Here is a 20,096-nt window from a genome sequence, read left to right as displayed (position 1 = left end):
AATGATTATTTATTGAATCCCCCTCACAATAAAAAGTTAAAATTCTACTTGTATTTCACTATATAAAATATGGCATAATGATTTAGTTAAATAGAAATGGATAGGGTATTTGAGAGGGGCAGTATAATGAGTTTTGCAATTGAAATAGTAATAAAAGCACCAATGGATATTGTATGTGACTATATAATAGAAGATGAAAAAATAAAAGAATGGAATACGTTTATAATAGAAAATCGCTATCCTTCAAATATGGATAAAGAGAATCCACGTGTAGGAGATAAATATATTACTGTTCAAAAAGTCGGTAAGAAAATATTCGAGGCTGAAGTAGAAATCCTTGAATACGATGCACCGCATATTATTTCACTTGGTAGTGAAATGAAGCAAGGATATTCAGCAATGACTTATATGTTAGAAGAAGATGAGGAAGGTACAGCACTAACATTAATTTCAGAATATGAACCTAGTAATTTTTATTATAAAATGATGTATAAGTTAACAGGCTGGATATCACGAGGTTTAACTATGGAACAAATGGAGCGTCTAGCAGAATGTGTAGAAGCTGCTTATCATAAAGAAGATTAATATTAAAAATATATTAAGGTAAAAGCGTTACTCAATCTCATGAGTAACGCTTTTACTGTTTGAAGATTTTTCATTGAAAATCTCAATAGCTCTTTCATATATTTCTTTATCAACACAAAATCTTTCTGTTATCCAATAATTAAGTTCAGAAGATGTAATGATTTGTTCTCTTTTCTTACCTTGGAAATATTGTTTTAAAACATTATCATTTATAGAAGTCGGAATGCCATCGATATAACCGAAAATCTGAATTTTCTTTAATACAGGAGATGTACGCCAATCGTTAGACCTTGAAATAAGTTCTTTCATATTTGATAAGTGTATTGGTTCTATGTGTAAGGTTTTTGTGGGACCTGGATTTCTAGTAATTTCAATCTTATTATTTGAGACTTCATAAGTGAAAGTTTCTCTTACATTACTTACTTGAAATGATTCATAAAGTGGGTAAGCTTGGAATAAAGGTGCACAGTAACCAACATCAACATAATAAGGTTGGTCTAAGTTAACCCGTAAGCATAAATGTCCGGGGTCCATATACATATATTGAACATCAAAACCAAGATTTGATAATAACCAATGGAATCCAATCGAGTGAGTCCAACAAGTACCGCCCAGACCTTTTGTTGTAATACGGTTTATGTATGTCTCAATGGAAGGAAAATAATTACCTGTTTCATTCCCCTTTTCCCAGTCAATTATTTTAGTAAGGGTTTCCCATTTTATTTTTTCTTGATGAGCTTTAATAAGCTCATTTAAAAACTTTAAGTTAGTAGGCTGTTTTGTCGTACCTAAAAATGATAGAAAGCTATTTACTAGTTGTACTTGGGTCATTTTCTTATCCTTTCTATATAGAAATTGTTATTGGTATTATTATAGAATATATGTCAGAAAATACAGTTATTCATTAATGGAGTGGGAGAGAATTATATGTCGATGTCGCTATATTATAAAAAAATCCGGGAGCAATTAGGACATGAACTAATATTCATGCCAAGTGTAGCTGCAGTTATTAAAAACGAGCAGGGAGAAATCTTATTTCAATATCCTGGCGGAGAATACTGGAGTTTGCCAGCTGGAGCAATTGAGCCTGGAGAAACTCCAGAAGAAGCGGTAGTTCGTGAAGTGTGGGAAGAAACGGGTTTGAAAGTGCAAGTAAAAAAACAAAAAGGGGTATTTGGAGGGGAAAGGTTCCGTCATATATATCCGAATGGCGATCAAGTAGAATATATTGTTGTTGTGTTTGAATGTGAAATTACTAGTGGAAAACTGAAATCGATAGATGGTGAATCTTTAAAACTACAATATTTCTCATTTTCTGAAAAGCCTACTTTAGCGCTACCATACCCAGTTAATATATTTTTATAGATGTAAAATAACACACCTTCCTTATTGAAGGTGTGCTATTTATATAACCCGGTCGTATACATCTCCGTTAACGTATACACAATTTCCTCTAAGTTAATCTTTTTGTCATTTTGCGTAATAGTCCAAAGAAACGATTCATTCATCGAGAACCAACCGCGTGCTACAATCTCTTTATTTAAATTAGGTTGTGCTAATCCACTTTCTTGAGAGTAAGTAATATCCTGTTTAATGCTTGTTATAAAACGTTCCCGAATCTCATCCCATTTTTGCCGTATTTCTCTTGATAATCCTATCGCTTCCTCTACAACTTGCAAAATAGCGCGTTCTTCATTTGCTAATTGCAGGAATGCTCTAACTTGATTTTGGATCATTATACGTGCTTCCTCTTTTGTTTGTGGAGAAAAAGAGCGTTCAGCGATATTATAAAAACGATTCATAACATCTTCCATTAAACTAATTAGGAGATCATCTTTGTTTTTGAAGTATACATATGCTGTTCCGTAACCAGTTTCTGCATGTTTAATAATTTGTGTAATTGTCGTTTTTTGAAATCCATTATTTATAAAAATAGTGTAACCAGAGTGTAATAGTTTCTTCTTCGTTTCTAAGGAGCGGTGTTTTCTTGATGAAAGAGTAGAGTTTTTCAAAGAATCACCTCTTTATACTGAAATATCTGAAAATATAACTGTATTGTAAAAGAAGTTCATATATAAAGTCAACTGACATAATATCATTGACGTTGTATCAATTAAGGTGATATATTTCAATTAGTTAGAATAAAAAGAAAATTAAGAGAAGGTGACACCATGTATAAAGAACCATTTCAACCAACTTATGAGTATGCGCTTGAATGTGATAAACATGATGAACTGAAAGATTTTCAAACTGAATTCTATAAAAAAGAAGGTACTATATATTTAGATGGAAACTCATTAGGGCTACTTTCAAAAAGAGCAGAGAAATCATTACTTACGTTGCTAGATTCGTGGAAAGAGTATGGCATTGACGGCTGGACAGAAGGTGAGCACCCGTGGTTTTTCCTTTCAGAGAAATTAGGTAAACTTACAGCCCCTCTTATTGGTGCTTTACCGGAAGAAACTATTGTAACCGGTTCTACAACTACAAATATACACCAAGTTATTGCGACGTTTTACGAACCAAAAGGAATACGTACAAAAATACTTGCGGATGAATTAACTTTCCCATCAGATATTTATGCACTTCAAAGTCAAATTCGTTTAAAAGGATTAGATCCAGAGGAGCATTTAGTAAGAGTGAAAAGCCGAGATGGTAGAACACTTTCTGAAGAAGATATTATCCATGCGATGGAAGATGATATCGCTTTAATTTTATTACCTTCTGTTTTATATAGAAGTGGTCAAATTCTTGATATGAAACGTTTAACAACGGAAGCTCATAAACGCGGCATTCACATTGGATTTGATTTATGCCATTCAATAGGATCTATTCCGCATCATTTCAAAGATTGGGATGTCGATTTTGCTGTTTGGTGCAATTATAAATATTTAAATGCAGGACCGGGTAGTGTTGCAGGCCTTTATGTAAATAGTAAACATTTTAATAGACTGCCAGGATTGTCTGGATGGTTTAGTTCTAGAAAAGATAAACAGTTTGATATGGAGCATACATTAACAGCTGCTGATCATGCAGGTGCTTATCAAATTGGTACACCGCACGTATTAAGTACAGCACCATTAATTGGTTCACTTGAAATTTTCAAAGATGCTGGTATTGAACGTTTACGTGAGAAATCTTTACATATTACGAGATACATGCTGAATTTAATTGGACATGAATTAAAAGATTTCGAATTTACAATTGGAAATCCATTAGAGGATGAAAAACGAGGCGGGCACATTTATTTAGAGCATGCAGAAGCAGCACGTATATGTAAAGCACTAAAAGCAAATGGAGTAATCCCAGATTTTAGAGCGCCAAATGGGGTGAGACTTGCGCCGGTCGCTTTATATAACACATACGAAGAAGTGTGGAAATCTGTACAAATATTAAAGAAAATTATGAAAAATGAAGAGTATAAGCAGTTTGAAAATAAGCGAGAGGTTGTGGCATAAATATGAAAACATCAGAGTGGATTGATATTTCACAACCGCTAAATAATAATATTGCAACGTGGCCAGGAGACACACCGTTCTCGTATGAAGTTTCATGGTCAAAAGAAGAAAGTGGCTCAGTAAATGTCGGAAAGTTAACGATGAGTATTCATACAGGCACTCATATTGATGCACCATTTCATTTTGATAATGATGGAAAGAAAGTATTGGATTTAGATGTTCAAGTTTATGTTGGCCCAGCACGGATTATTGACGTTTCTAATCTTGAAAGCATCGGGAAAAAGGAATTAGAAAGCTTTCATTTAGAAGGTGTAGAACGATTATTATTACGTACATCTTCACATGGAAAAGCTGAAGAATTTCCAGAGGTGATCCCTCATTTACGTGCAGACATAGCGTCGTTTCTTTCAGAGAAAGGTATTCGTTTAATCGGAGTAGATGTACCATCAGTTGATCCGCTAGATGATAAAGAATTAGCAGCGCATCATCAATTATTTAAACATGGAATTCATATTTTAGAAAATGTCGTACTAGATCATGTAGCAGACGGTGATTATGAACTTATTGCATTACCACTTGCATTAACTGATGCAGATGGAAGTCCAGTTCGAGCCGTTATTAGACCAATATAAGTAGAATCATATAAAAGGGGCGTTTGGCTAATATGAAAGAAAATGAAAAAGTAATTATGGAAAAAGGGATTCATACGGATTTTAAAGAGAATATGACGTATGGGGAGTATTTACAATTAGATAGTTTACTATCTTCTCAAAAAAGATTATCGGACCATCATGATGAAATGTTATTTATCGTTATTCACCAAGCAAGTGAGCTTTGGATGAAGCTCATTTTACATGAGCTAAATGCGGCGATTGAATCTATTAAACAAGATAAATTACAACCAGCTTTTAAAATGTTAGCACGTGTATCAAAAATTCAGTCTCAAATTATTCAATCTTGGGATATTCTTGCGACATTAACACCATCAGAATATATTGAGTTTCGTGATTCACTCGGTCAAGCTTCAGGTTTTCAATCGTATCAATATCGTATGATTGAGTATGCACTTGGCTATAAAACGCCACACGCATTAAAAATTTATGAAAAGGATCCAGAATTACATGCACGACTTCATAAAGCGCTACATGCACCAAGTCTATATGATGTCGCGATTCAAGCATTAGTAAAAGAAGGATTCCCTATTCATAAAGATGTGTTAAACCGTGATATTACGCAGCCTTATGAAGAAGATGCAACAGTAGAAGCAGCATGGTTGGAAGTGTATGCGGATGTGAAAAAATATTGGAATTTATATCAGCTTGCTGAAAAATTGATTGATATTGAAGACTGGCTACAACAATGGCGTTTCCGTCATATGAAAACAGTAGAAAGAATTATTGGACATAAAATGGGTACAGGTGGATCCTCCGGTGTTTCTTATTTAAAGCGAGTACTTGATCAACAATTCTTCCCGGAGCTTTGGAATGTTCGTACAAAATTATAAAAATAAACCTGTCAGTTCATTATGGCTGACAGGTTTATTTTTATTTGAGCACAATTATGTTTAAAATGAAGGAACAAGATATAATAAATGGAGTAACTATTTAAATGGAGGTAAAGTTTTTGGATTTCAAGCAACTAGAAAATAAATTCGAAAAGAAAAAAGTGAATACATTTCTTGTTTATCAAAAAGGGGAATTAACAACTGAGTATTATAAAACACCCGAATGTGCAAATAATTTATATAAAATAAATTCGATTACAAAAAGTATCGTATCTTTATTAATTGGTATTGCAATTGATAAGGGCTATATAAATGATATACATACATCAATTACAGAGTGGATTGAAAATGTACCTGGGGAAAAACATGATTTAACGCTATATCACTTATTAACAATGACTACTGGTGAGGACTGGAAAGAGTTTGGGAATGGAGTAGTATTCCCAAATGACTTTGTAGAATCAGAGAACTGGGTACAGTACATATTAGAGAAGCCAATAATTGAAGAACCTGCTACAAAAATGAATTATAATTCAGGTTCTTCTCATTTACTGAGCTATATTATTCAAGAAGCTACTGGAATGTCGACAGAGCGGTTTGCAAAGAAATATTTATTTGATCCATTAAAAATTAACGAATACGAGTGGCAACAAGATCCGCAGGGTATATATGTAGGTGGCTTCGGTATGAAAATGAAATCTACCGATTTATTAAAATTAGGAAAATTATGTTTGCAAAATGGATATTGGAATGAAAAAGAAATTGTATCAGCGAAATGGTTAGAAGAGTCAAGTAGGGCGCAATTTGAAACATATGAACATGTGGGCGCATATGGATATCACTGGTGGGTATTACATAACGAAAGATTTCACATACCGTATTGTATATATTTCGCTATGGGATACGGCGGACAATACATCGTTATCATTCCTCAATTAGAAGTAGTAGCTATTATAAGTAGTCATATGCCAAAACGTGGGCTCGTTCCGTTAAAATTATTTATTGAGCATGTACAGGGAAATTCTAATTATATATAAGAAAAGGAGGGAATGTATGAAAGATGAAAAAATTTTATCTTTATTTAGACTATGTTTAAGCCTTCTAGCATTTAGTACAATCATTACGCAATTTATAATACGGGCACAAGTGAAACCGTTCAACCCAGTTAACTTTTTTAGTTTCTTCACTATCGAAAGTAACATTTTAGTTGCATGTATTCTCCTTTTAAGTAGTATCGGAACAGCTACATTTGGTCGCTCAGAACAGTTTGGTATACTTCGTGGTGCAGCAACGGTATACATACTTACGACTGGACTCATTTATTTTTTATTATTAAGAGGGTTAGAAGAATCACTTCAAACGGCAATACCATGGGTAAATACTGTGCTACATTATATCATGCCGATTACAATGCTTTTAGATTGGATTTTAAATCCACCTATTAAGAAAATCACTTGGAAACAAGCTGCAAGTTGGCTTTTATTTCCATTTTTTTACGTTGTATATAGCTTAATACGTGGTCCAATCGTGAATTGGTATCCATATCCGTTTTTAGATCCGAGAATAGGTGGATATGGTAAAGTACTTTTATACAGTATAGGGATAGCAGTTGTAATTGGTGCTATTTGTATATTGGTAAGATTTTTAGGGAATCGAAACTTTAGAAAAGAATTTTAGAAATGCAAGAACCCCCACTGTGTCTGTTTTTAACAGTGGGGGTTTCACTTTATCCAGCTATTTGTCGGGCTGCCCGTAAAAGTCCGATTGGTGAGGGCTGATGATCAGTGGGAGATGAACAAAACCCCCACTGATTAAAGTTTCACTTTATCTACTCGTCTTCTGAAACGACAGCTTTATAAATTTCTCCGTCTTCGTTTCAAATTCTACATCAACAAAAACACCGTATTCTTTTCCGTTCTCACGTAACCACAATTTAAATTTTTCAACAGTTATTTGAACTGTTTTTGGTTTTCTACCTATATGAAGATAGTCAATAATTTCTGCTTTTGGGTATTGTTCTTTCGTCTTTTCTACGGCAAGTTTACCCCATTTGGCATACGGTGGCTGCGCATGAACAATTGATGAGCCTGTATATATATTTGAACATGTTGTTAGGAACAGAATGACGAGTGCGATGTGTTTTAAAGATTTCTTCATGATGAACTCCTTTTATCCTTTTTTTATATTGTTTACATATTTTTTCAACGATATTAGTTTGGATTTTTTTGTCTTCTTTACATAAAAGCGAGGCTTTTACAAAACATAACCAAGAAATCATTTCCGTAATTAAGGAGGGAAAATTATGCGCCAAAAAGCTATTTTTAAAATAGCAGTTTTACTTGCGTTCATAGGACTGTCTTTAATGGTCAGTAGTATACAACTAAAGAATGTAGAAGCTTTTTCTAATCAAGTTATTCAAAGAGGAGCATCTGGCGAAGATGTCATTGAACTGCAATCTCGTTTGAAATATAACGGGTTTTATACGGGAAAAGTGGATGGTGTTTTCGGATGGGGTACATATTGGGCACTTCGGAATTTTCAAGAGAAATTCGGATTACCCGTTGATGGTTTAGCTGGAGCTAAAACGAAGCAAATGCTCGTGAAGGCAACGAAGTATGACAAGTCAACTGCTAATAAAGGGACGACAACAAATAAAGGAAATAGCGGCGGAACTGCACAAGAGAATAAACCACCTCAAAATAAAGGGACAAATGTTCCGAACGGTTATTCTCAAAATGATATTCAGCTTATGGCAAACGCAGTATACGGAGAATCACGTGGTGAACCGTATTTAGGACAAGTTGCAGTAGCTGCTGTTATTTTGAACCGTGTTACAAGTGCATCATTCCCAAATACTGTTTCAGGTGTAATCTTTGAACCTAGAGCATTTACAGCGGTAGCCGATGGACAAATATATTTAACACCAAATGAAACAGCAAAAAAAGCAGTTTTAGATGCGATTAACGGATGGGATCCAACAGGAAATGCTTTATATTATTTCAATCCAGATACTGCGACTAGTAAATGGATTTGGACTCGTCCACAAATTAAAAAAATCGGTAAACATATTTTCTGTAAATAGAGCGGAGGTGGGACAATGTTACGAGGTATTATCATTGTATTATTAACAGTCGGTGTAGTAGGAACAGGCTATTGGGGCTATAAAGAGCACCAAGAGAAAAATGCAGTTTTAATTCGAGCGGAAAATAGCTATCAACGTGCATTCCATGATTTAGCATACGAAGTCGATTTATTACACGATAAAATTGGCACAACACTTGCGATGAATTCACGATCATCTTTATCACCTGCATTAGCGGATGTATGGCGTTTAACATCTGAAGCTCGCTCAGATGTAGGACAACTACCTTTAACATTAATGCCATTTAATAAAACGGAAGAATTTTTAGCGAATATCGGTGATTTCAGTTACCGTGCAGCCATTCGTGATTTAGAAAAAGAGCCGTTAAATGAGCAAGAATATAAAACGCTACAAACTTTATATTCAAATGCAGGAAATATACAAGATGAACTAAGAAAAGTACAACATCTTGTTTTGAAAAATAATTTACGCTGGATGGATGTAGAAATGGCACTTGCATCAAATCGCGATCCAGCAGATAACACAATTATTGATGGATTGAAAACTGTAGAGAAAAACGTAACATCATATTCTTCTACAAACTTCGGACCGACCTTTACAAGTGCGCAAAAAAATAAAAAAGGTGGATTTGAAGCGGAAGGAAAGGCAATTTCTAAAGATGAAGCGGCGAAAATTGCCAAATCGTTTTTGAATTTAAAAGGAAATGAAAAAGTAGATGTTGAGAAAAGCGGAAAAGGTGCGAAAGAATCCTTCTATAGTGTGAAAATTAAAGATGAAGCAACGAACAATGAGTTCTATATGGATATTACCGGAAAAGGCGGATATCCAATTTGGGTTATGAATAACCGCGAAATTAAAGAACAGAAAGTTAGTTTAAACGATGCAGGTAGTAAAGGTTTGAAATTTTTAAAGGACCATAAGTTTAATAATATGGAGCTTTATGATAGCTCTCAATATGATAATGTTGGTGTATTTACGTATGTAGTAAATGAAAATGGAGTACGAATTTATCCAGAAGCAATCCAAATGAAAATTGCTTTAGATGATGGTTCTATCGTTGGGTTCTCCGCAAAAGAATACTTAGCGTCACATCAAAAGCGAACAGTTCCATCGGCAAAGCTAACTGCAACAGAAGCAAGAAAGAAAATCAATCCGGATGTAAAAGTTATGGAAGAACGTAAAGCTTTAGTAGTCAATGATTTGCATAATGAAGTACTTTGCTATGAATTTGTAGGCACTTTAGGAAAAGATACGTACCAAATATTCATTAATGCTAATAGCGGGGCCGAGGAAAAGGTAAAGAAAATGCAAGCTGTTGAAAAAATTTATGATTAAACCTTAATAGTGAAGTGGTGAAAATAATGAAAACTCTAATATATATATTGATGCTTTGCTTCGTTATAACTGGATGCAGTATTGGAAAAAAAGACAATCCAAACGAAAAGCCGGAACAAAAAAATGTTTCAATGAAAAATGTTAATTATACGAATAAATCAAATAAGCCAAATGAAAAAGCAGCAGATCATTTAGCATCTTTAGCAGCAAGTGTGCCAGGTGTGAATGATGCAACAGCGGTCGTTGTTGGAAAATATGCTATTGTAGGTATTGATGTAAAAGCAAAACTTGATCGAACTCGAGTTGAATCAATTAAATATTCTGTTGCAGAAAGTTTAAAAAATGACCCTGACGGTGCTAATGCAGTCGTTGTAGCAGATGTTGATACGTATGAACGCCTCAAACAAATCGGAAAGCAAATTAAAAAAGGAAAAACAGGTGAAGGTATACTAGATGAATTAGCGGCTATTGTGGGACGAGTAATGCCACAAGTTCCAAATGATATGATTGAAAATCGAGAAACGAATCCAATTAAAGATAATGATAAACAATTACCAAAAGATGAAGAACAAGAGTTAAGAAAAGAACAGGATGATCAATCAAATAATCATTTGAATAAATGAAATTAGCCTCGTACTTAATTGTGCGAGGTTTTTAAGTATAATATTAAATATTCAGTTTATTTTTAAGGGAATATATGGTTTAATTATGATGGGAGGGACAACTGTTATGATGAAAAAAAGCGCATGTATATTGTTTAGTTTATGCTTAGGTTTCAGTATGACAGCGTGTGAAAAGAGAAAAGAAGTGAAAAATCAAACAGCAACTTCTTCTACTGTGATGGAAAGGCAACAGAAAGAGTCTATCAATATAAATCATTTCTCGAGTATAAATGAAGGAATGACTTATACAGAAGTGAAAGATTTAATTGGTTTTGAAGGAGATTTACTTATAGAAGAAGGGGTAGAGCATTCTACACAAATTAAACAAATTTTTGCTTGGAAAGGGAACGATCCAAATTCATTTGTTGAAATTACCTTTTTAGATGGAAGAGTGCATTCAAAAGCACAGCAAGGTATAAGTTAATAAGCTAAAAAATGGGAGAGTTTAGCATGAACATACACACAGGGGAAATTCAATTAGCTCCGTATAAGGAGAAATATAAAGAAGTTATACAAACATTTACTTTACCAAGTGAACAAGTTCAGTTTACATCAGATCCAAGCGCATTACTGGAGAAAGCAAAAAGTGATCATACAAAAAATGTGATTGTTATTTTAGATCGCAATGGGGTACCGGTGGGTCTTTTCGCATTGGAAACGGGAGATAGAGTAAAGGAGTTCACAGATAATGAGGGTGCTTTACTTTTAACTTCATTTTCTATAAATCACAATAGACAAGGGAAGGGATATGCTAAAAAATCACTGTCACTATTACAAGAGTTTGTAAAACGTTATTTTCCAATAAAAAATGAAGTTGTACTTGCTGTGAATGAAAGAAATATTCCTGCACAAAATTTATATGCAAAAGTTGGTTTCCAAGATAAAGGTTTTAGAAGAATGGGGCCAATTGGCCAACAAATAATAATGCATTTACCTATAATGAAATAGAAAACTTACTCTTGAATATTCAAGTAGTAGGTTTTTTTATTTTAACAATATATAATATATGTATATAAAATGAAACAGGAATGAAGGATATAAAAAATGAATCAAGATAGAAAATGGAATATCGTTGGAGGAAGAGTGATTAAAACTGGGATTGCAGTTTTTCTTACAGTGTTAGTTTGTGATTTTTTTAACATCCCAACTTGGAGTTATAAAAATGATTTAAAAGATTATAAACCAAATCATTATCATCACCATTTTTCAAGTGAATCTATTATTTTATTTGAGGTATTATCTATTCATGATATGTTAGAAGAATTAAAACAAATATCCGAGAAATATGAGTGGGAAAACCGATTCAATTGATAAGTTCATTTTACTGTGGGGGGGATAATATGACACTTTATATTGCATTACTAAGAGGAATCAATGTCGGTGGCCATAAAGTAATCAAAATGGCTGATTTAAAACGAGTGTTTGAATCAATAGGGTTAAAACAAGTGAAAACATATATACAAAGTGGTAATATTGTGTTCGAATCTGAGGAAGGTATAAACTTTCTAAAGGACCGAATACAATCTGAAATAAAAAAAGAATTTGATTTCGATGTTCCAGTCATGCTAAGAACACATGATGAATTTATAAATATTATTAAACAATGTCCATATGAAGTTCATTCATTGTTAGAAGGAGAAAGTGTTCATATTGCTTTTTTAGCTAATGTACTTTCTGAAGAAGAGAGTAGTCAATTGCTTACATTTAAAAGTGAACTTGAAGATTGCTATATAGATGAGAAGGTCGTTTATTTATTTTTCAAAAATAGCATTCGAAATTCTAAATTAATGAACCAGTTTCAGAAGTCACATACACCAGCTACAGTTAGGAATTGGCGGACTGTGAATAAATTAAAAGCAATTGTAGAGAGTATGTAAATATAAAAAGATGAGGTTTTCTACATGTAGAAAACCTCATCTTTTTACTTATATTGTTTTGCAACTATGAGTTCGACAATAGGATAAATAAAGAATGAAGAGCAAATTGCGATGAACAGAGGGAGGTTTTTTACTCCATCTAAATTAGCCCCCATAGAAAATCCTTCGGAGAAGATTAATAAAAGGAACATTACAACTACAAGTACAAAATACGCAATTTTAAAGCTTTTATATGTAATTTGTTGTCCCATCTCATCTTGACTTTCTTCTGACACACCGTGGGGATCTCCCCAAGTAATGTGATTAATTAAATTACTAAGTATTAACGAAATAGCAAAAATCGTACCACCTAAAATAGAACCTTCAGTTATGTATTTATATGTGCCATGTACTAGTATTGCAATTAATGCTAAAACAATGATTATAAAAATAGTTTTTTTAGTATTCAATAAATAATTGCCCCCTCGATTGTAAAAAACTTTTTACAAATATAAGTATAAAATTGGAAAATCATCATGTCAAATACTTTTTACACGAAATATGTAAGTATGCAATATTTTGGTTTTATGATAATCAAAAAATTACAATACATTTGAATGTAAAAGAATGGGCTCGCATATATTTGGAAGGGATGTCAGATTAATTTAGGGGGTAGTTATGTCTATACTTTTAAAAGCTGGTGCAGATGCAGGAAACAACGGTTTGAAGTTAATGGTGAAAGGGCAAGACCCTATTTTTATTCCGAGTATTTATTCTTTATATATAGGTGAGCCTACAGGACTCTTAGATGAGGTAGATGTTTCATTATCTGAATTAGAAAACCACATTGATGTGACTATAAGTTCGCCATCGTTAATGCTAAATAATGTACGATACATCGTTGGAGAAAAAGTTATTCAAGATCAATTAAAAGGTACTGAGGTAGAGAAGAAATCGAATAAGTCAACGGATGAGTTAATGGTTATTACAATACTATCAGGTTTGGCGGTAAGCGCTATGCGTCAAAGTCCAACTTCTAGCCATATTAATATTCGTTATGATTTATCTGTCGCTCTTCCTATGCAGCTTATTACACAAGAAATAGCTGCTGAAAATGCAAAACGTTATATGGGAAATCATAAGGTTATTTTCCATTATCCGAACGGACGCGATGTGACAATTAATGTTTCAATTGAGTATTGTAAATGCCTGCCTGAGGGCGCTTCTGGTACGTGGGGCATTGTATACGATGAAGAAGGAAATGTTGTGAAACATAAAATAGAATGTGAGCAAAATCAAGTTTCTGAAATTGATTTTGTAGATAAAACTCTACTCTCTTTTGATATTGGTGCAGGGACGACAGAAGAAGTCGTTTCATTAGGGGTGAATTTCCGTCCGCAACTAAGTAAAGGTTTATCTTATGGTGTAAAAGAGACGTTACTACAAATCATTACGAGATGGAACCGGAAGTATCCAACTAAAACGATTGATAGTATTACAGAATTCAATCAAATTTATTTAAATGATAAGCATCCGAGAAATACCTTATTAGTTGAGGAATCACAGCCAGCGCTATTAGGTTTAGCAGCACGTGTTGCAACAGATATTATAAATAAAATTGATGATATGAAAGACGATCCATACGTGTTTATTTATGGCGGGGGTGCAGTAATTATTAAAAACAGTTTAAAAATGATTTTAAAGCAAAAAGGACGACTCAAAAATGTAATCTTTGTAGATAATCCGTTATTTACAAATGCACGAGGATTATTAGTCTATACTTGTTCGCCAAAATATAGAGAGCATAAGCAAAAAGAGTTAGGATTTACAAACTTAACGATAAGTTAGTTGGTGGAAGTATGCGATCTAGGCGATATAAACGTGGTGATCGAGTAAAAATCAATATTCATAAATCGGTATCACCTGAAATGCTTGCGTGGCTGAATAAACAATCAAATCCAACTAATTTCTTCTTTTTTGCTGCGCAGCAACTATTTAAACAAGTTGGAGATATTGACGTTTCAAAAGCTTTACCAAGCAGCCATGTTTTCTCATTATATGTGGAGCCTTCATCCTTATTAAAAGTCGAAGTAAACCCTTTTAAAAACATGACACTAGACACAAATACATCCACCGAAAATGCAAAAAAAAAATTATGGGAATCTGTTGATCAATTAGATTGTCCATTTTTTTAAACATAGAAAAATATACAAAGTCCCCATCACTATACATACGAATACAGTGATGGGTTTTTGTTTGTAACTAGAAGGGGGCACAATTTGTGCCCCCTTCCATTAGTTATTTATCTAAATTTTAGATGTATGTTTAGAAACAGCGTTAATTATGCTTTCCCAGTCATCTGGATGGTTTTCATGGCCTGCCCCTTTAAGGGTTAATAGTACTGAGTTTGGAATTTCATCAATTAGTGCGAGGCCATGTTCAAATGGTAGTGCTGTATCGTCTGTTCCGTGAATAACTAATGTAGGTGCTTGTATGGATTGAAGTACACCTTCATATGCATCATCACCTTGAAGTAAAGCGTGATTAAACATACTTAATAAATTGTTTGCGCGTTCTATTTCTTGTTTTACTTGTTTATAAACTCTATTTTCATCAAATATTCGTTCTGATCCACATAATAGACGAGATCCTGAAACTAAATACTCTGCCACATCATTTTTATTTGCCCAATCTATACTTGTGCCATTTACATGATGTGTTAAAATCCTTTCATCCATTGGAGGTAAATCGCGAGTATTGTCATCAGATCCTATTACACTAGTCGCTAGTAAAGTCAGCGTCAAAATTCTTTCGGGATGTTTTACAGCAGCAATTTGAGCAATCATACCACCTAATGACATACCAAATAGGTGAGCTTTATTAATATGATAAGCATCTAGTACTCCAATTGCATCTTCAGCCATATCTGTTACTGTATAATTGGAAGTTCTAGGTTCATATGTAACAGAGCGTCCAACATCGCGATTATCAAAGCGAATAACAAATTTTCCTGTGTTCGCCAACTGTTCACAAAATTCTTCATCCCAATATATCATTGAACAAGTAGCTCCCATAATTAATAAAATAGCGGGATCATTAGAGTTACCGAAGCTTTCTGTACATATATCAATACCGTTTATTTTAAATATCTTTTCACTCATAAAGTTAGCCCCATTTCTTTTGAATTTAATTAATAATACAGTTTTGAATAATTCTAAGATGTGTGTAAGATTCTTTTTGAAATTCATCCCGCTATTTGCCGGGCAGTAAGAGCCCGATTGGTGAGGAATGATTAAAGTTTCACTTTATAATACTTTTTGCATAATTACCCCCAAAAATAAGTATATGGTAATTCAAGGCAAAAAATTTTGAGAAATAATTGTATGTTATTAAAATAAACAGCAAGGAGGAGAGAAAATGAAAGCAATCGTTATTGATCGATATGGCAGTGTTGAAGAATTAAAAGAAAGACAAGTTTTAAAACCGGTTGTTAAGAATAACGAAAAAGCTCAACAATAGATAATATCCCATACTATACATTTTCATTTGCGGGTATTATTTATTGTTGGCTAATGTGATATTGCTTCTAACAAATACTTTTTCGTATTGTATCATGTAATTTCTCTAATCCAATTTCCATATCTTTCTCGTTTAACATTGAATAGCTAATTCTTAATTGGTTATCATTTGTTTCGTAGTTTAATAGACAAGCTGTTCCTGGTAAAAAAGAGACATCTACTTCATTTGCTTTTTGTAATAAGGTAAAGGGATCTATCGAATCAGGTAGTGTCACCCATAAATTAAAACCTCCATTTGGTATTTCAAAGTGTAGTTCTTTTAATGGCGATAATATATCAATTGTTAAATCACGTCTCATTTGTAAAGCTGTACGTAATTTTTCTAAATGGTTTTTCATACGTTCTGCACGTAAAAACGGTAGAAGTGCCTTTTGTGTTAATAAAGGACTACCGATATCCATTGAACCTTTTACTGCATATAGCCATTCAAAAATAGGACCATCGGCAATAAGTGCTGCAATACGCAGTCCTGGTGCTAACGTTTTACTAAATCCTTTTATATATATTACGTGGCCATCCTTATCAAAACTTTTGATTGGGGGCGGGATTATAGCATCCTCAAAATATATTTCTCCGAAAGAATCATCTTCAATAATAAAAAATTGATATAGCTCCGATAGTTCTATAAGTTCCATTCTTCGTTCTTTACTCATTACTGTACCTGTCGGATTCTGGAAGGTGGGATTCGTATACAATAAAACGGGATTTTTACTTTGACAAATATCATCAATTAAGTCGGAGCGAACTCCATGATTATCAAGAGAAACGGGAATGATTTGAACACCTTTATTGATGAAAATATCAAGCGCAGCACTGTAACATGGACTTTCTACCAATACAATATCTCCAGGTTTTAATAATGTTTGAGCAATTAAATCAATTCCTTGTTGTGCGCCGCTTGTAATTAATAATTGAGATGGGTCTGTCACTAATTTCTGGTGTTCATGTAAGTAATTTGCTATTTCAACTCGCAATTCATAATCGCCTTGAACTGGCCCATAAGTTGCTAACAACATCGGATTTTTATCCAGCAATTTATGCATTTCATCTGCCAAAAATGGATTTGGTAACAGACGAGGATACAGAATTGCTTGTGAAAAATTATAATATTTACGGTGCTTATTCATTGCATATTGAGAACGCATAACATTAATCGTTTTCGTTTGTTGCCATTTATACGGAATTGGTTTGAAATCTTTCTTTACCCGTTTATATATGTAAGCACCTTTTCCTTGTTCGATGCGTATATACCCTTTCGTTTCTAACTGTTTATACGCTTTACGAACTGTTAATACATTGATTTGTAAATCTGTGGCCATACAACGTAAAGAAGGAAGAGATTCACCATGTGAAAGCATACCACTTTGTATTCTGTCAACAATTTGCATATATATTTGCTTGTAATACGGTATGTTTGTTTCTTTACGCAATACAATTTTCATAGGTTCACCTATTTTTCTTTTTAACTTAATTAAAGCGAAAAATATATAGGGAATCAACTACAACTTGAAGTAACTGTTATATGTACCGATACACTGTTATACACCATAGCCTCTATACTCATTCTAAGAGTAAAAAGGAGGAAGCAAAATGGTCATTTTTAATTACATTTTAGTATGTATTATTTTCGGGACAACATTTTTAACGATAAAAATTGGAATTGAAGCAGGGGCGCCACCGTTGTTTTCAGCAGGAATTCGCTTCTTTTTAGCGGGCATAATCCTTATGATTATTTTTAAATTAAAGCGAAAAGAAATTATGCCACATATATTTTCAAAACGCATTATGTATGCTGGATTTTGTTTAACATTTATGACATTCGCAAGTTTATATTGGTCAGAACAATATATTTCTTCGGGATTAGCTGCTGTTCTTTCTGCTACGGGGCCAATGATGATTTTATTAATACAAGCAAAGAGGAATAGGGAGAAATTACAAAAGGAACAACTCGTTGCTTTAGTTATTGCACTAATAGGTGTTATATTTGTTTCTTTACCAGGAATGCATCAACAAGTAAGTTTCATATGGAGTATTGCTTGTATTGTTTTAGTTATAGGGGAGTTATTTTACGGAATAGGCTCTATTCGTTCGAAAGAAATACTGTCAGATTTATCAAATGTATCACCATTTCTTATTAACGGTATTCAAATGTTTTATGGAGGGATTTTACTACTAATCGCATCTATTATTGTAGAACAACCAAATGTAACCGTATTAACTTCATGGAGTGTGCAATGGCCTATTTTATATCTCATATTTATCGGATCGATTGGTGGACACGGATTATATTACTGGCTCTTATCAAAAACAAATCCAGTATTTCCATCGACATGGTTATATGTATCACCATTAATTGCAATAATTGTGGGATATATCATTTTAGGAGAACCTTTAAATCCTACAATGGGAATGGGGGCTTGTCTTATATTGATTGGTGTATTTTTGGCCAATCGTTCAACACTACGGACTTATTTCAAAAAAGGGCGGTTATTAGAGAAGGAGATGTAGTTTAATAAAGCAATAGCCCTGTATATTACAGGACTGATAAAATCAAAAACACAGTTGGAAAAATAACCAACTGTGTTTTTGATAATTAATTCACTTTTTTAATAAAGCCTTTATAATGACGTTTTACAAGCTGGCTTTCTAACGTCTTCATAGTTTCTAGTGCTACACCGACAATGATAAGTAAGCTTGTACCACCAATTTGAGCAGAAGGTGGTAACGTAGCAATTTTCGTGAATACGAGCGGTAATATAGAAATAGCACCTAAGAAAATTGCACCGATAAATGTTAGACGGTATAGAATTTTAGTTACATATTGTTCAGTTGCTTTACCAGGACGAATACCAGGAACATATCCATTTTGCTTTTTCAAATTCTCAGCCATTTGTTCAGGATTTACTTGAATAAATGCGTAGAAGTATGTGAAAGCAACGATAAGACCGACATAAAGTGTCATTCCAATTGGATGTGCGAAATCAAGATTTGCAACTAACCATTTTGATACGCTTGAATCAGGGAAGAGCTGCGCAATTGTACGCGGCGTCATTAAAAATGCAGAAGCAAAGATAACTGGTATAACACCAGCACTATTTACTTTAAGCGGTAAATGAGTGTTTTTTGCTCCTTGATATTGATTGTTTCCTGAAACAGCTTTTGCATATTGGATCGTTATTTTACGTACAGCTTGTTGAATGTAAATAACACCAACAACTATCGCTAAAATTACCAGTCCAATTAAAACAATTTTTATTATGTGCATAAATAGCTGATCGCCAGCATTTTGGAATTGTTGTAAATAAATTTGATTTGCAACATTTGGAATCGCAGCAACAAGACCTGCGAAGATAATCATCGAAATACCATTACCAACTCCGTTAGCGGTAATTTGTTCGCCTAACCAAAGTAAAAATGCAGTACCTGCAGTTAAAACTGTCGCAATAAATAAGTATGTAGTCCAGCTTTGATCTGTTATTAATTGTCCACCTGCTATATTATTAAAGCCATAAGACATTCCGATGGCCTGTATGAATGCGAGAATGATTGTAAAGTATCGAGTGAATTGAGCTGATTTCTTACGGCCCATTTCTCCTTGCTTTGCCCATTCCGAAAATTTAGGTATAACATCCATTTGTAGTAACTGTACTATGATGGAAGCTGTAATATATGGTGTAATACCTACAGCAAAGATTGAGAAGTGTTGCAATGCTCCTCCGCCAAATACGTTTAACATACCTAGAACGTTAGCTTGATCTTGTACTTTTAATACCTCTGCGTTAGTATGAGGAACTGGAATAAACGTGCCAATTCGAAAAACGATTAACATCGCTAGTGTAAAAAGGATTTTCCTTCTTATCTCAGCTACTCTCATGAAATTTGAAATCGTACGAAACATTATGTCGCCTCCTATATTTTTATCAGTAAAAAACTGATTATTATACCCTATGAAGTAACCACAAACCTCCTTCCGCACTAAACTCATTTGACAAATGGATTTTCATACACTTTGTAG

General features: G+C 33.6%; 23 protein-coding genes and 1 pseudogene. 17 read left to right on the top strand and 7 right to left on the bottom strand.

The window, feature by feature from the left end:
- The first annotated feature begins 126 nt into the window (after nt 1-126).
- Nucleotides 127-585 (top strand): SRPBCC family protein, encoded by a 459-nt coding sequence (locus tag ACTFRU_RS01980; protein ID WP_000006415.1) that lies wholly within the window; start codon nt 127-129, stop codon nt 583-585.
- A 27-nt stretch (nt 586-612) separates the two neighbouring features.
- Here the strand turns inward: ACTFRU_RS01980 and ACTFRU_RS01975 are convergent, their stop codons facing one another.
- Nucleotides 613-1,416 (bottom strand): arylamine N-acetyltransferase, encoded by an 804-nt coding sequence (locus ACTFRU_RS01975; RefSeq protein ID WP_326304325.1) that lies wholly within the window; start codon nt 1,414-1,416, stop codon nt 613-615.
- Nucleotides 1,417-1,512: 96 nt separating this feature from the next.
- On the opposite strand from ACTFRU_RS01975, the gene ACTFRU_RS01970 reads away from it, so the two are divergent.
- Nucleotides 1,513-1,950: an NUDIX hydrolase gene (locus ACTFRU_RS01970; RefSeq protein ID WP_000062926.1), complete on the top strand. Its 438-nt coding sequence runs from the start codon at nt 1,513-1,515 to the stop codon at nt 1,948-1,950.
- A gap of 35 nt (nt 1,951-1,985) precedes the next feature.
- On the opposite strand, the gene ACTFRU_RS01965 is transcribed toward ACTFRU_RS01970, so the two are convergent.
- Complete coding sequence (locus tag ACTFRU_RS01965; protein ID WP_000798542.1) at nt 1,986-2,597, bottom strand: TetR/AcrR family transcriptional regulator; 612 nt, start codon at nt 2,595-2,597, stop codon at nt 1,986-1,988.
- 159 nt (nt 2,598-2,756) lie between these two features.
- Here ACTFRU_RS01965 and kynU point away from each other — a divergent pair, with 159 nt between their 5' ends.
- From kynU to ACTFRU_RS01940, 5 genes are all read left to right on the top strand, one after another.
- Nucleotides 2,757-4,043, top strand: coding sequence for a kynureninase (gene kynU / locus ACTFRU_RS01960; protein WP_000276298.1), 1,287 nt, complete (start codon nt 2,757-2,759; stop codon nt 4,041-4,043).
- Nucleotides 4,044-4,045: 2 nt separating this feature from the next.
- Nucleotides 4,046-4,675, top strand: a complete 630-nt coding sequence (gene kynB / locus ACTFRU_RS01955; protein ID WP_000858074.1) for an arylformamidase — start codon at nt 4,046-4,048, stop codon at nt 4,673-4,675.
- 32 nt (nt 4,676-4,707) lie between these two features.
- Nucleotides 4,708-5,547, top strand: a complete 840-nt coding sequence (kynA, locus tag ACTFRU_RS01950; protein ID WP_000661957.1) for a tryptophan 2,3-dioxygenase — start codon at nt 4,708-4,710, stop codon at nt 5,545-5,547.
- Nucleotides 5,548-5,666: 119 nt separating this feature from the next.
- A complete protein-coding gene (locus ACTFRU_RS01945; protein WP_086388211.1) occupies nt 5,667-6,584 on the top strand; it encodes a serine hydrolase domain-containing protein in 918 nt (305 codons plus the stop codon).
- A 16-nt stretch (nt 6,585-6,600) separates the two neighbouring features.
- A complete protein-coding gene (locus tag ACTFRU_RS01940) occupies nt 6,601-7,224 on the top strand; it encodes a Pr6Pr family membrane protein (RefSeq protein ID WP_000650958.1) in 624 nt (207 codons plus the stop codon).
- A 147-nt stretch (nt 7,225-7,371) separates the two neighbouring features.
- Here the strand turns inward: ACTFRU_RS01940 and ACTFRU_RS01935 are convergent, their stop codons facing one another.
- Nucleotides 7,372-7,704, bottom strand: coding sequence for a DUF3889 domain-containing protein (locus ACTFRU_RS01935; protein ID WP_000749105.1), 333 nt, complete (start codon nt 7,702-7,704; stop codon nt 7,372-7,374).
- A gap of 145 nt (nt 7,705-7,849) precedes the next feature.
- On the opposite strand from ACTFRU_RS01935, the gene sleB reads away from it, so the two are divergent.
- From sleB to ACTFRU_RS01900, 7 genes and pseudogenes are all read left to right on the top strand, one after another.
- Nucleotides 7,850-8,629 carry a spore cortex-lytic enzyme gene (gene sleB, locus ACTFRU_RS01930; protein WP_001249053.1) on the top strand — a complete coding sequence of 260 codons (780 nt, stop codon included), beginning with the start codon at nt 7,850-7,852 and terminating at the stop codon, nt 8,627-8,629.
- 15 nt (nt 8,630-8,644) lie between these two features.
- On the top strand, nt 8,645-9,985 hold the full coding sequence (gene ypeB, locus ACTFRU_RS01925; RefSeq protein ID WP_086388210.1) for a germination protein YpeB: 1,341 nt from the start codon (nt 8,645-8,647) through the stop codon (nt 9,983-9,985).
- Nucleotides 9,986-10,011: 26 nt separating this feature from the next.
- Nucleotides 10,012-10,608, top strand: coding sequence for a YhcN/YlaJ family sporulation lipoprotein (locus ACTFRU_RS01920; RefSeq protein ID WP_000854053.1), 597 nt, complete (start codon nt 10,012-10,014; stop codon nt 10,606-10,608).
- A gap of 106 nt (nt 10,609-10,714) precedes the next feature.
- Entirely contained in the window at nt 10,715-11,071 is a 357-nt protein-coding gene (locus ACTFRU_RS01915) for a hypothetical protein (protein ID WP_440037427.1), read from the top strand.
- Between the two features lie 11 nt (nt 11,072-11,082).
- Nucleotides 11,083-11,595, top strand: a complete 513-nt coding sequence (locus ACTFRU_RS01910; protein WP_440037426.1) for a GNAT family N-acetyltransferase — start codon at nt 11,083-11,085, stop codon at nt 11,593-11,595.
- Between the two features lie 96 nt (nt 11,596-11,691).
- Nucleotides 11,692-11,763 (top strand): annotated as a pseudogene (locus ACTFRU_RS01905) (hypothetical protein); the annotation flags it as partial.
- A 224-nt stretch (nt 11,764-11,987) separates the two neighbouring features.
- Nucleotides 11,988-12,524, top strand: a complete 537-nt coding sequence (locus ACTFRU_RS01900; protein WP_016122631.1) for a DUF1697 domain-containing protein — start codon at nt 11,988-11,990, stop codon at nt 12,522-12,524.
- A gap of 44 nt (nt 12,525-12,568) precedes the next feature.
- On the opposite strand, the gene ACTFRU_RS01895 is transcribed toward ACTFRU_RS01900, so the two are convergent.
- On the bottom strand, nt 12,569-12,973 hold the full coding sequence (locus ACTFRU_RS01895; protein WP_001093141.1) for a hypothetical protein: 405 nt from the start codon (nt 12,971-12,973) through the stop codon (nt 12,569-12,571).
- A 208-nt stretch (nt 12,974-13,181) separates the two neighbouring features.
- Here ACTFRU_RS01895 and ACTFRU_RS01890 point away from each other — a divergent pair, with 208 nt between their 5' ends.
- Together ACTFRU_RS01890 and ACTFRU_RS01885 are read left to right on the top strand one after the other, a co-directional pair.
- On the top strand, nt 13,182-14,351 hold the full coding sequence (locus ACTFRU_RS01890; protein ID WP_000025622.1) for a ParM/StbA family protein: 1,170 nt from the start codon (nt 13,182-13,184) through the stop codon (nt 14,349-14,351).
- A gap of 11 nt (nt 14,352-14,362) precedes the next feature.
- The gene (locus tag ACTFRU_RS01885) at nt 14,363-14,698 is read left to right on the top strand and encodes a hypothetical protein (RefSeq protein ID WP_001257760.1); all 336 of its coding nucleotides are present in this window, start codon (nt 14,363-14,365) and stop codon (nt 14,696-14,698) included.
- Between the two features lie 111 nt (nt 14,699-14,809).
- On the opposite strand, the gene ACTFRU_RS01880 is transcribed toward ACTFRU_RS01885, so the two are convergent.
- Both ACTFRU_RS01880 and pdxR read right to left on the bottom strand, forming a co-directional pair.
- Entirely contained in the window at nt 14,810-15,664 is an 855-nt protein-coding gene (locus ACTFRU_RS01880) for an alpha/beta fold hydrolase (protein ID WP_001290788.1), read from the bottom strand.
- 425 nt (nt 15,665-16,089) lie between these two features.
- A complete protein-coding gene (gene pdxR, locus ACTFRU_RS01875) occupies nt 16,090-17,523 on the bottom strand; it encodes a MocR-like pyridoxine biosynthesis transcription factor PdxR (protein WP_006922681.1) in 1,434 nt (477 codons plus the stop codon).
- A 148-nt stretch (nt 17,524-17,671) separates the two neighbouring features.
- On the opposite strand from pdxR, the gene ACTFRU_RS01870 reads away from it, so the two are divergent.
- Nucleotides 17,672-18,589 carry a DMT family transporter gene (locus ACTFRU_RS01870; protein ID WP_000234337.1) on the top strand — a complete coding sequence of 306 codons (918 nt, stop codon included), beginning with the start codon at nt 17,672-17,674 and terminating at the stop codon, nt 18,587-18,589.
- An 85-nt stretch (nt 18,590-18,674) separates the two neighbouring features.
- Here ACTFRU_RS01870 and secY read toward each other — a convergent pair whose 3' ends face one another.
- The gene (secY, locus tag ACTFRU_RS01865) at nt 18,675-19,979 is read right to left on the bottom strand and encodes a preprotein translocase subunit SecY (RefSeq protein ID WP_290102514.1); all 1,305 of its coding nucleotides are present in this window, start codon (nt 19,977-19,979) and stop codon (nt 18,675-18,677) included.
- Nucleotides 19,980-20,096 lie beyond the last annotated feature (117 nt).

The sequence above is a fragment of the Bacillus cereus group sp. MYBK220-1 genome (assembly GCF_051916445.1).
Lineage (GTDB): Bacteria > Bacillota > Bacilli > Bacillales > Bacillaceae_G > Bacillus_A > Bacillus_A cereus.
Note: the sequence above shows the minus strand (reverse complement) of the source record. Positions and strands in the feature narration are given on the sequence as shown.

Coding starts and splice junctions, on each gene's coding strand:
- ACTFRU_RS01980 (WP_000006415.1), top strand. CDS start 127: ATGAGTTTTGCAATTGAAATAGTAATAAAAGCACCAATGGATATTGTA.
- ACTFRU_RS01975 (WP_326304325.1), bottom strand. CDS start 1,416: ATGACCCAAGTACAACTAGTAAATAGCTTTCTATCATTTTTAGGTACG.
- ACTFRU_RS01970 (WP_000062926.1), top strand. CDS start 1,513: ATGTCGATGTCGCTATATTATAAAAAAATCCGGGAGCAATTAGGACAT.
- kynU (WP_000276298.1), top strand. CDS start 2,757: ATGTATAAAGAACCATTTCAACCAACTTATGAGTATGCGCTTGAATGT.
- kynB (WP_000858074.1), top strand. CDS start 4,046: ATGAAAACATCAGAGTGGATTGATATTTCACAACCGCTAAATAATAAT.
- kynA (WP_000661957.1), top strand. CDS start 4,708: ATGAAAGAAAATGAAAAAGTAATTATGGAAAAAGGGATTCATACGGAT.
- ACTFRU_RS01940 (WP_000650958.1), top strand. CDS start 6,601: ATGAAAGATGAAAAAATTTTATCTTTATTTAGACTATGTTTAAGCCTT.
- ACTFRU_RS01935 (WP_000749105.1), bottom strand. CDS start 7,704: ATGAAGAAATCTTTAAAACACATCGCACTCGTCATTCTGTTCCTAACA.
- sleB (WP_001249053.1), top strand. CDS start 7,850: ATGCGCCAAAAAGCTATTTTTAAAATAGCAGTTTTACTTGCGTTCATA.
- ypeB (WP_086388210.1), top strand. CDS start 8,645: ATGTTACGAGGTATTATCATTGTATTATTAACAGTCGGTGTAGTAGGA.
- ACTFRU_RS01920 (WP_000854053.1), top strand. CDS start 10,012: ATGAAAACTCTAATATATATATTGATGCTTTGCTTCGTTATAACTGGA.
- ACTFRU_RS01915 (WP_440037427.1), top strand. CDS start 10,715: ATGATGAAAAAAAGCGCATGTATATTGTTTAGTTTATGCTTAGGTTTC.
- ACTFRU_RS01910 (WP_440037426.1), top strand. CDS start 11,083: ATGGGAGAGTTTAGCATGAACATACACACAGGGGAAATTCAATTAGCT.
- ACTFRU_RS01900 (WP_016122631.1), top strand. CDS start 11,988: ATGACACTTTATATTGCATTACTAAGAGGAATCAATGTCGGTGGCCAT.
- ACTFRU_RS01890 (WP_000025622.1), top strand. CDS start 13,182: ATGTCTATACTTTTAAAAGCTGGTGCAGATGCAGGAAACAACGGTTTG.
- ACTFRU_RS01885 (WP_001257760.1), top strand. CDS start 14,363: ATGCGATCTAGGCGATATAAACGTGGTGATCGAGTAAAAATCAATATT.
- ACTFRU_RS01880 (WP_001290788.1), bottom strand. CDS start 15,664: ATGAGTGAAAAGATATTTAAAATAAACGGTATTGATATATGTACAGAA.
- pdxR (WP_006922681.1), bottom strand. CDS start 17,523: ATGAAAATTGTATTGCGTAAAGAAACAAACATACCGTATTACAAGCAA.
- ACTFRU_RS01870 (WP_000234337.1), top strand. CDS start 17,672: ATGGTCATTTTTAATTACATTTTAGTATGTATTATTTTCGGGACAACA.
- secY (WP_290102514.1), bottom strand. CDS start 19,979: ATGTTTCGTACGATTTCAAATTTCATGAGAGTAGCTGAGATAAGAAGG.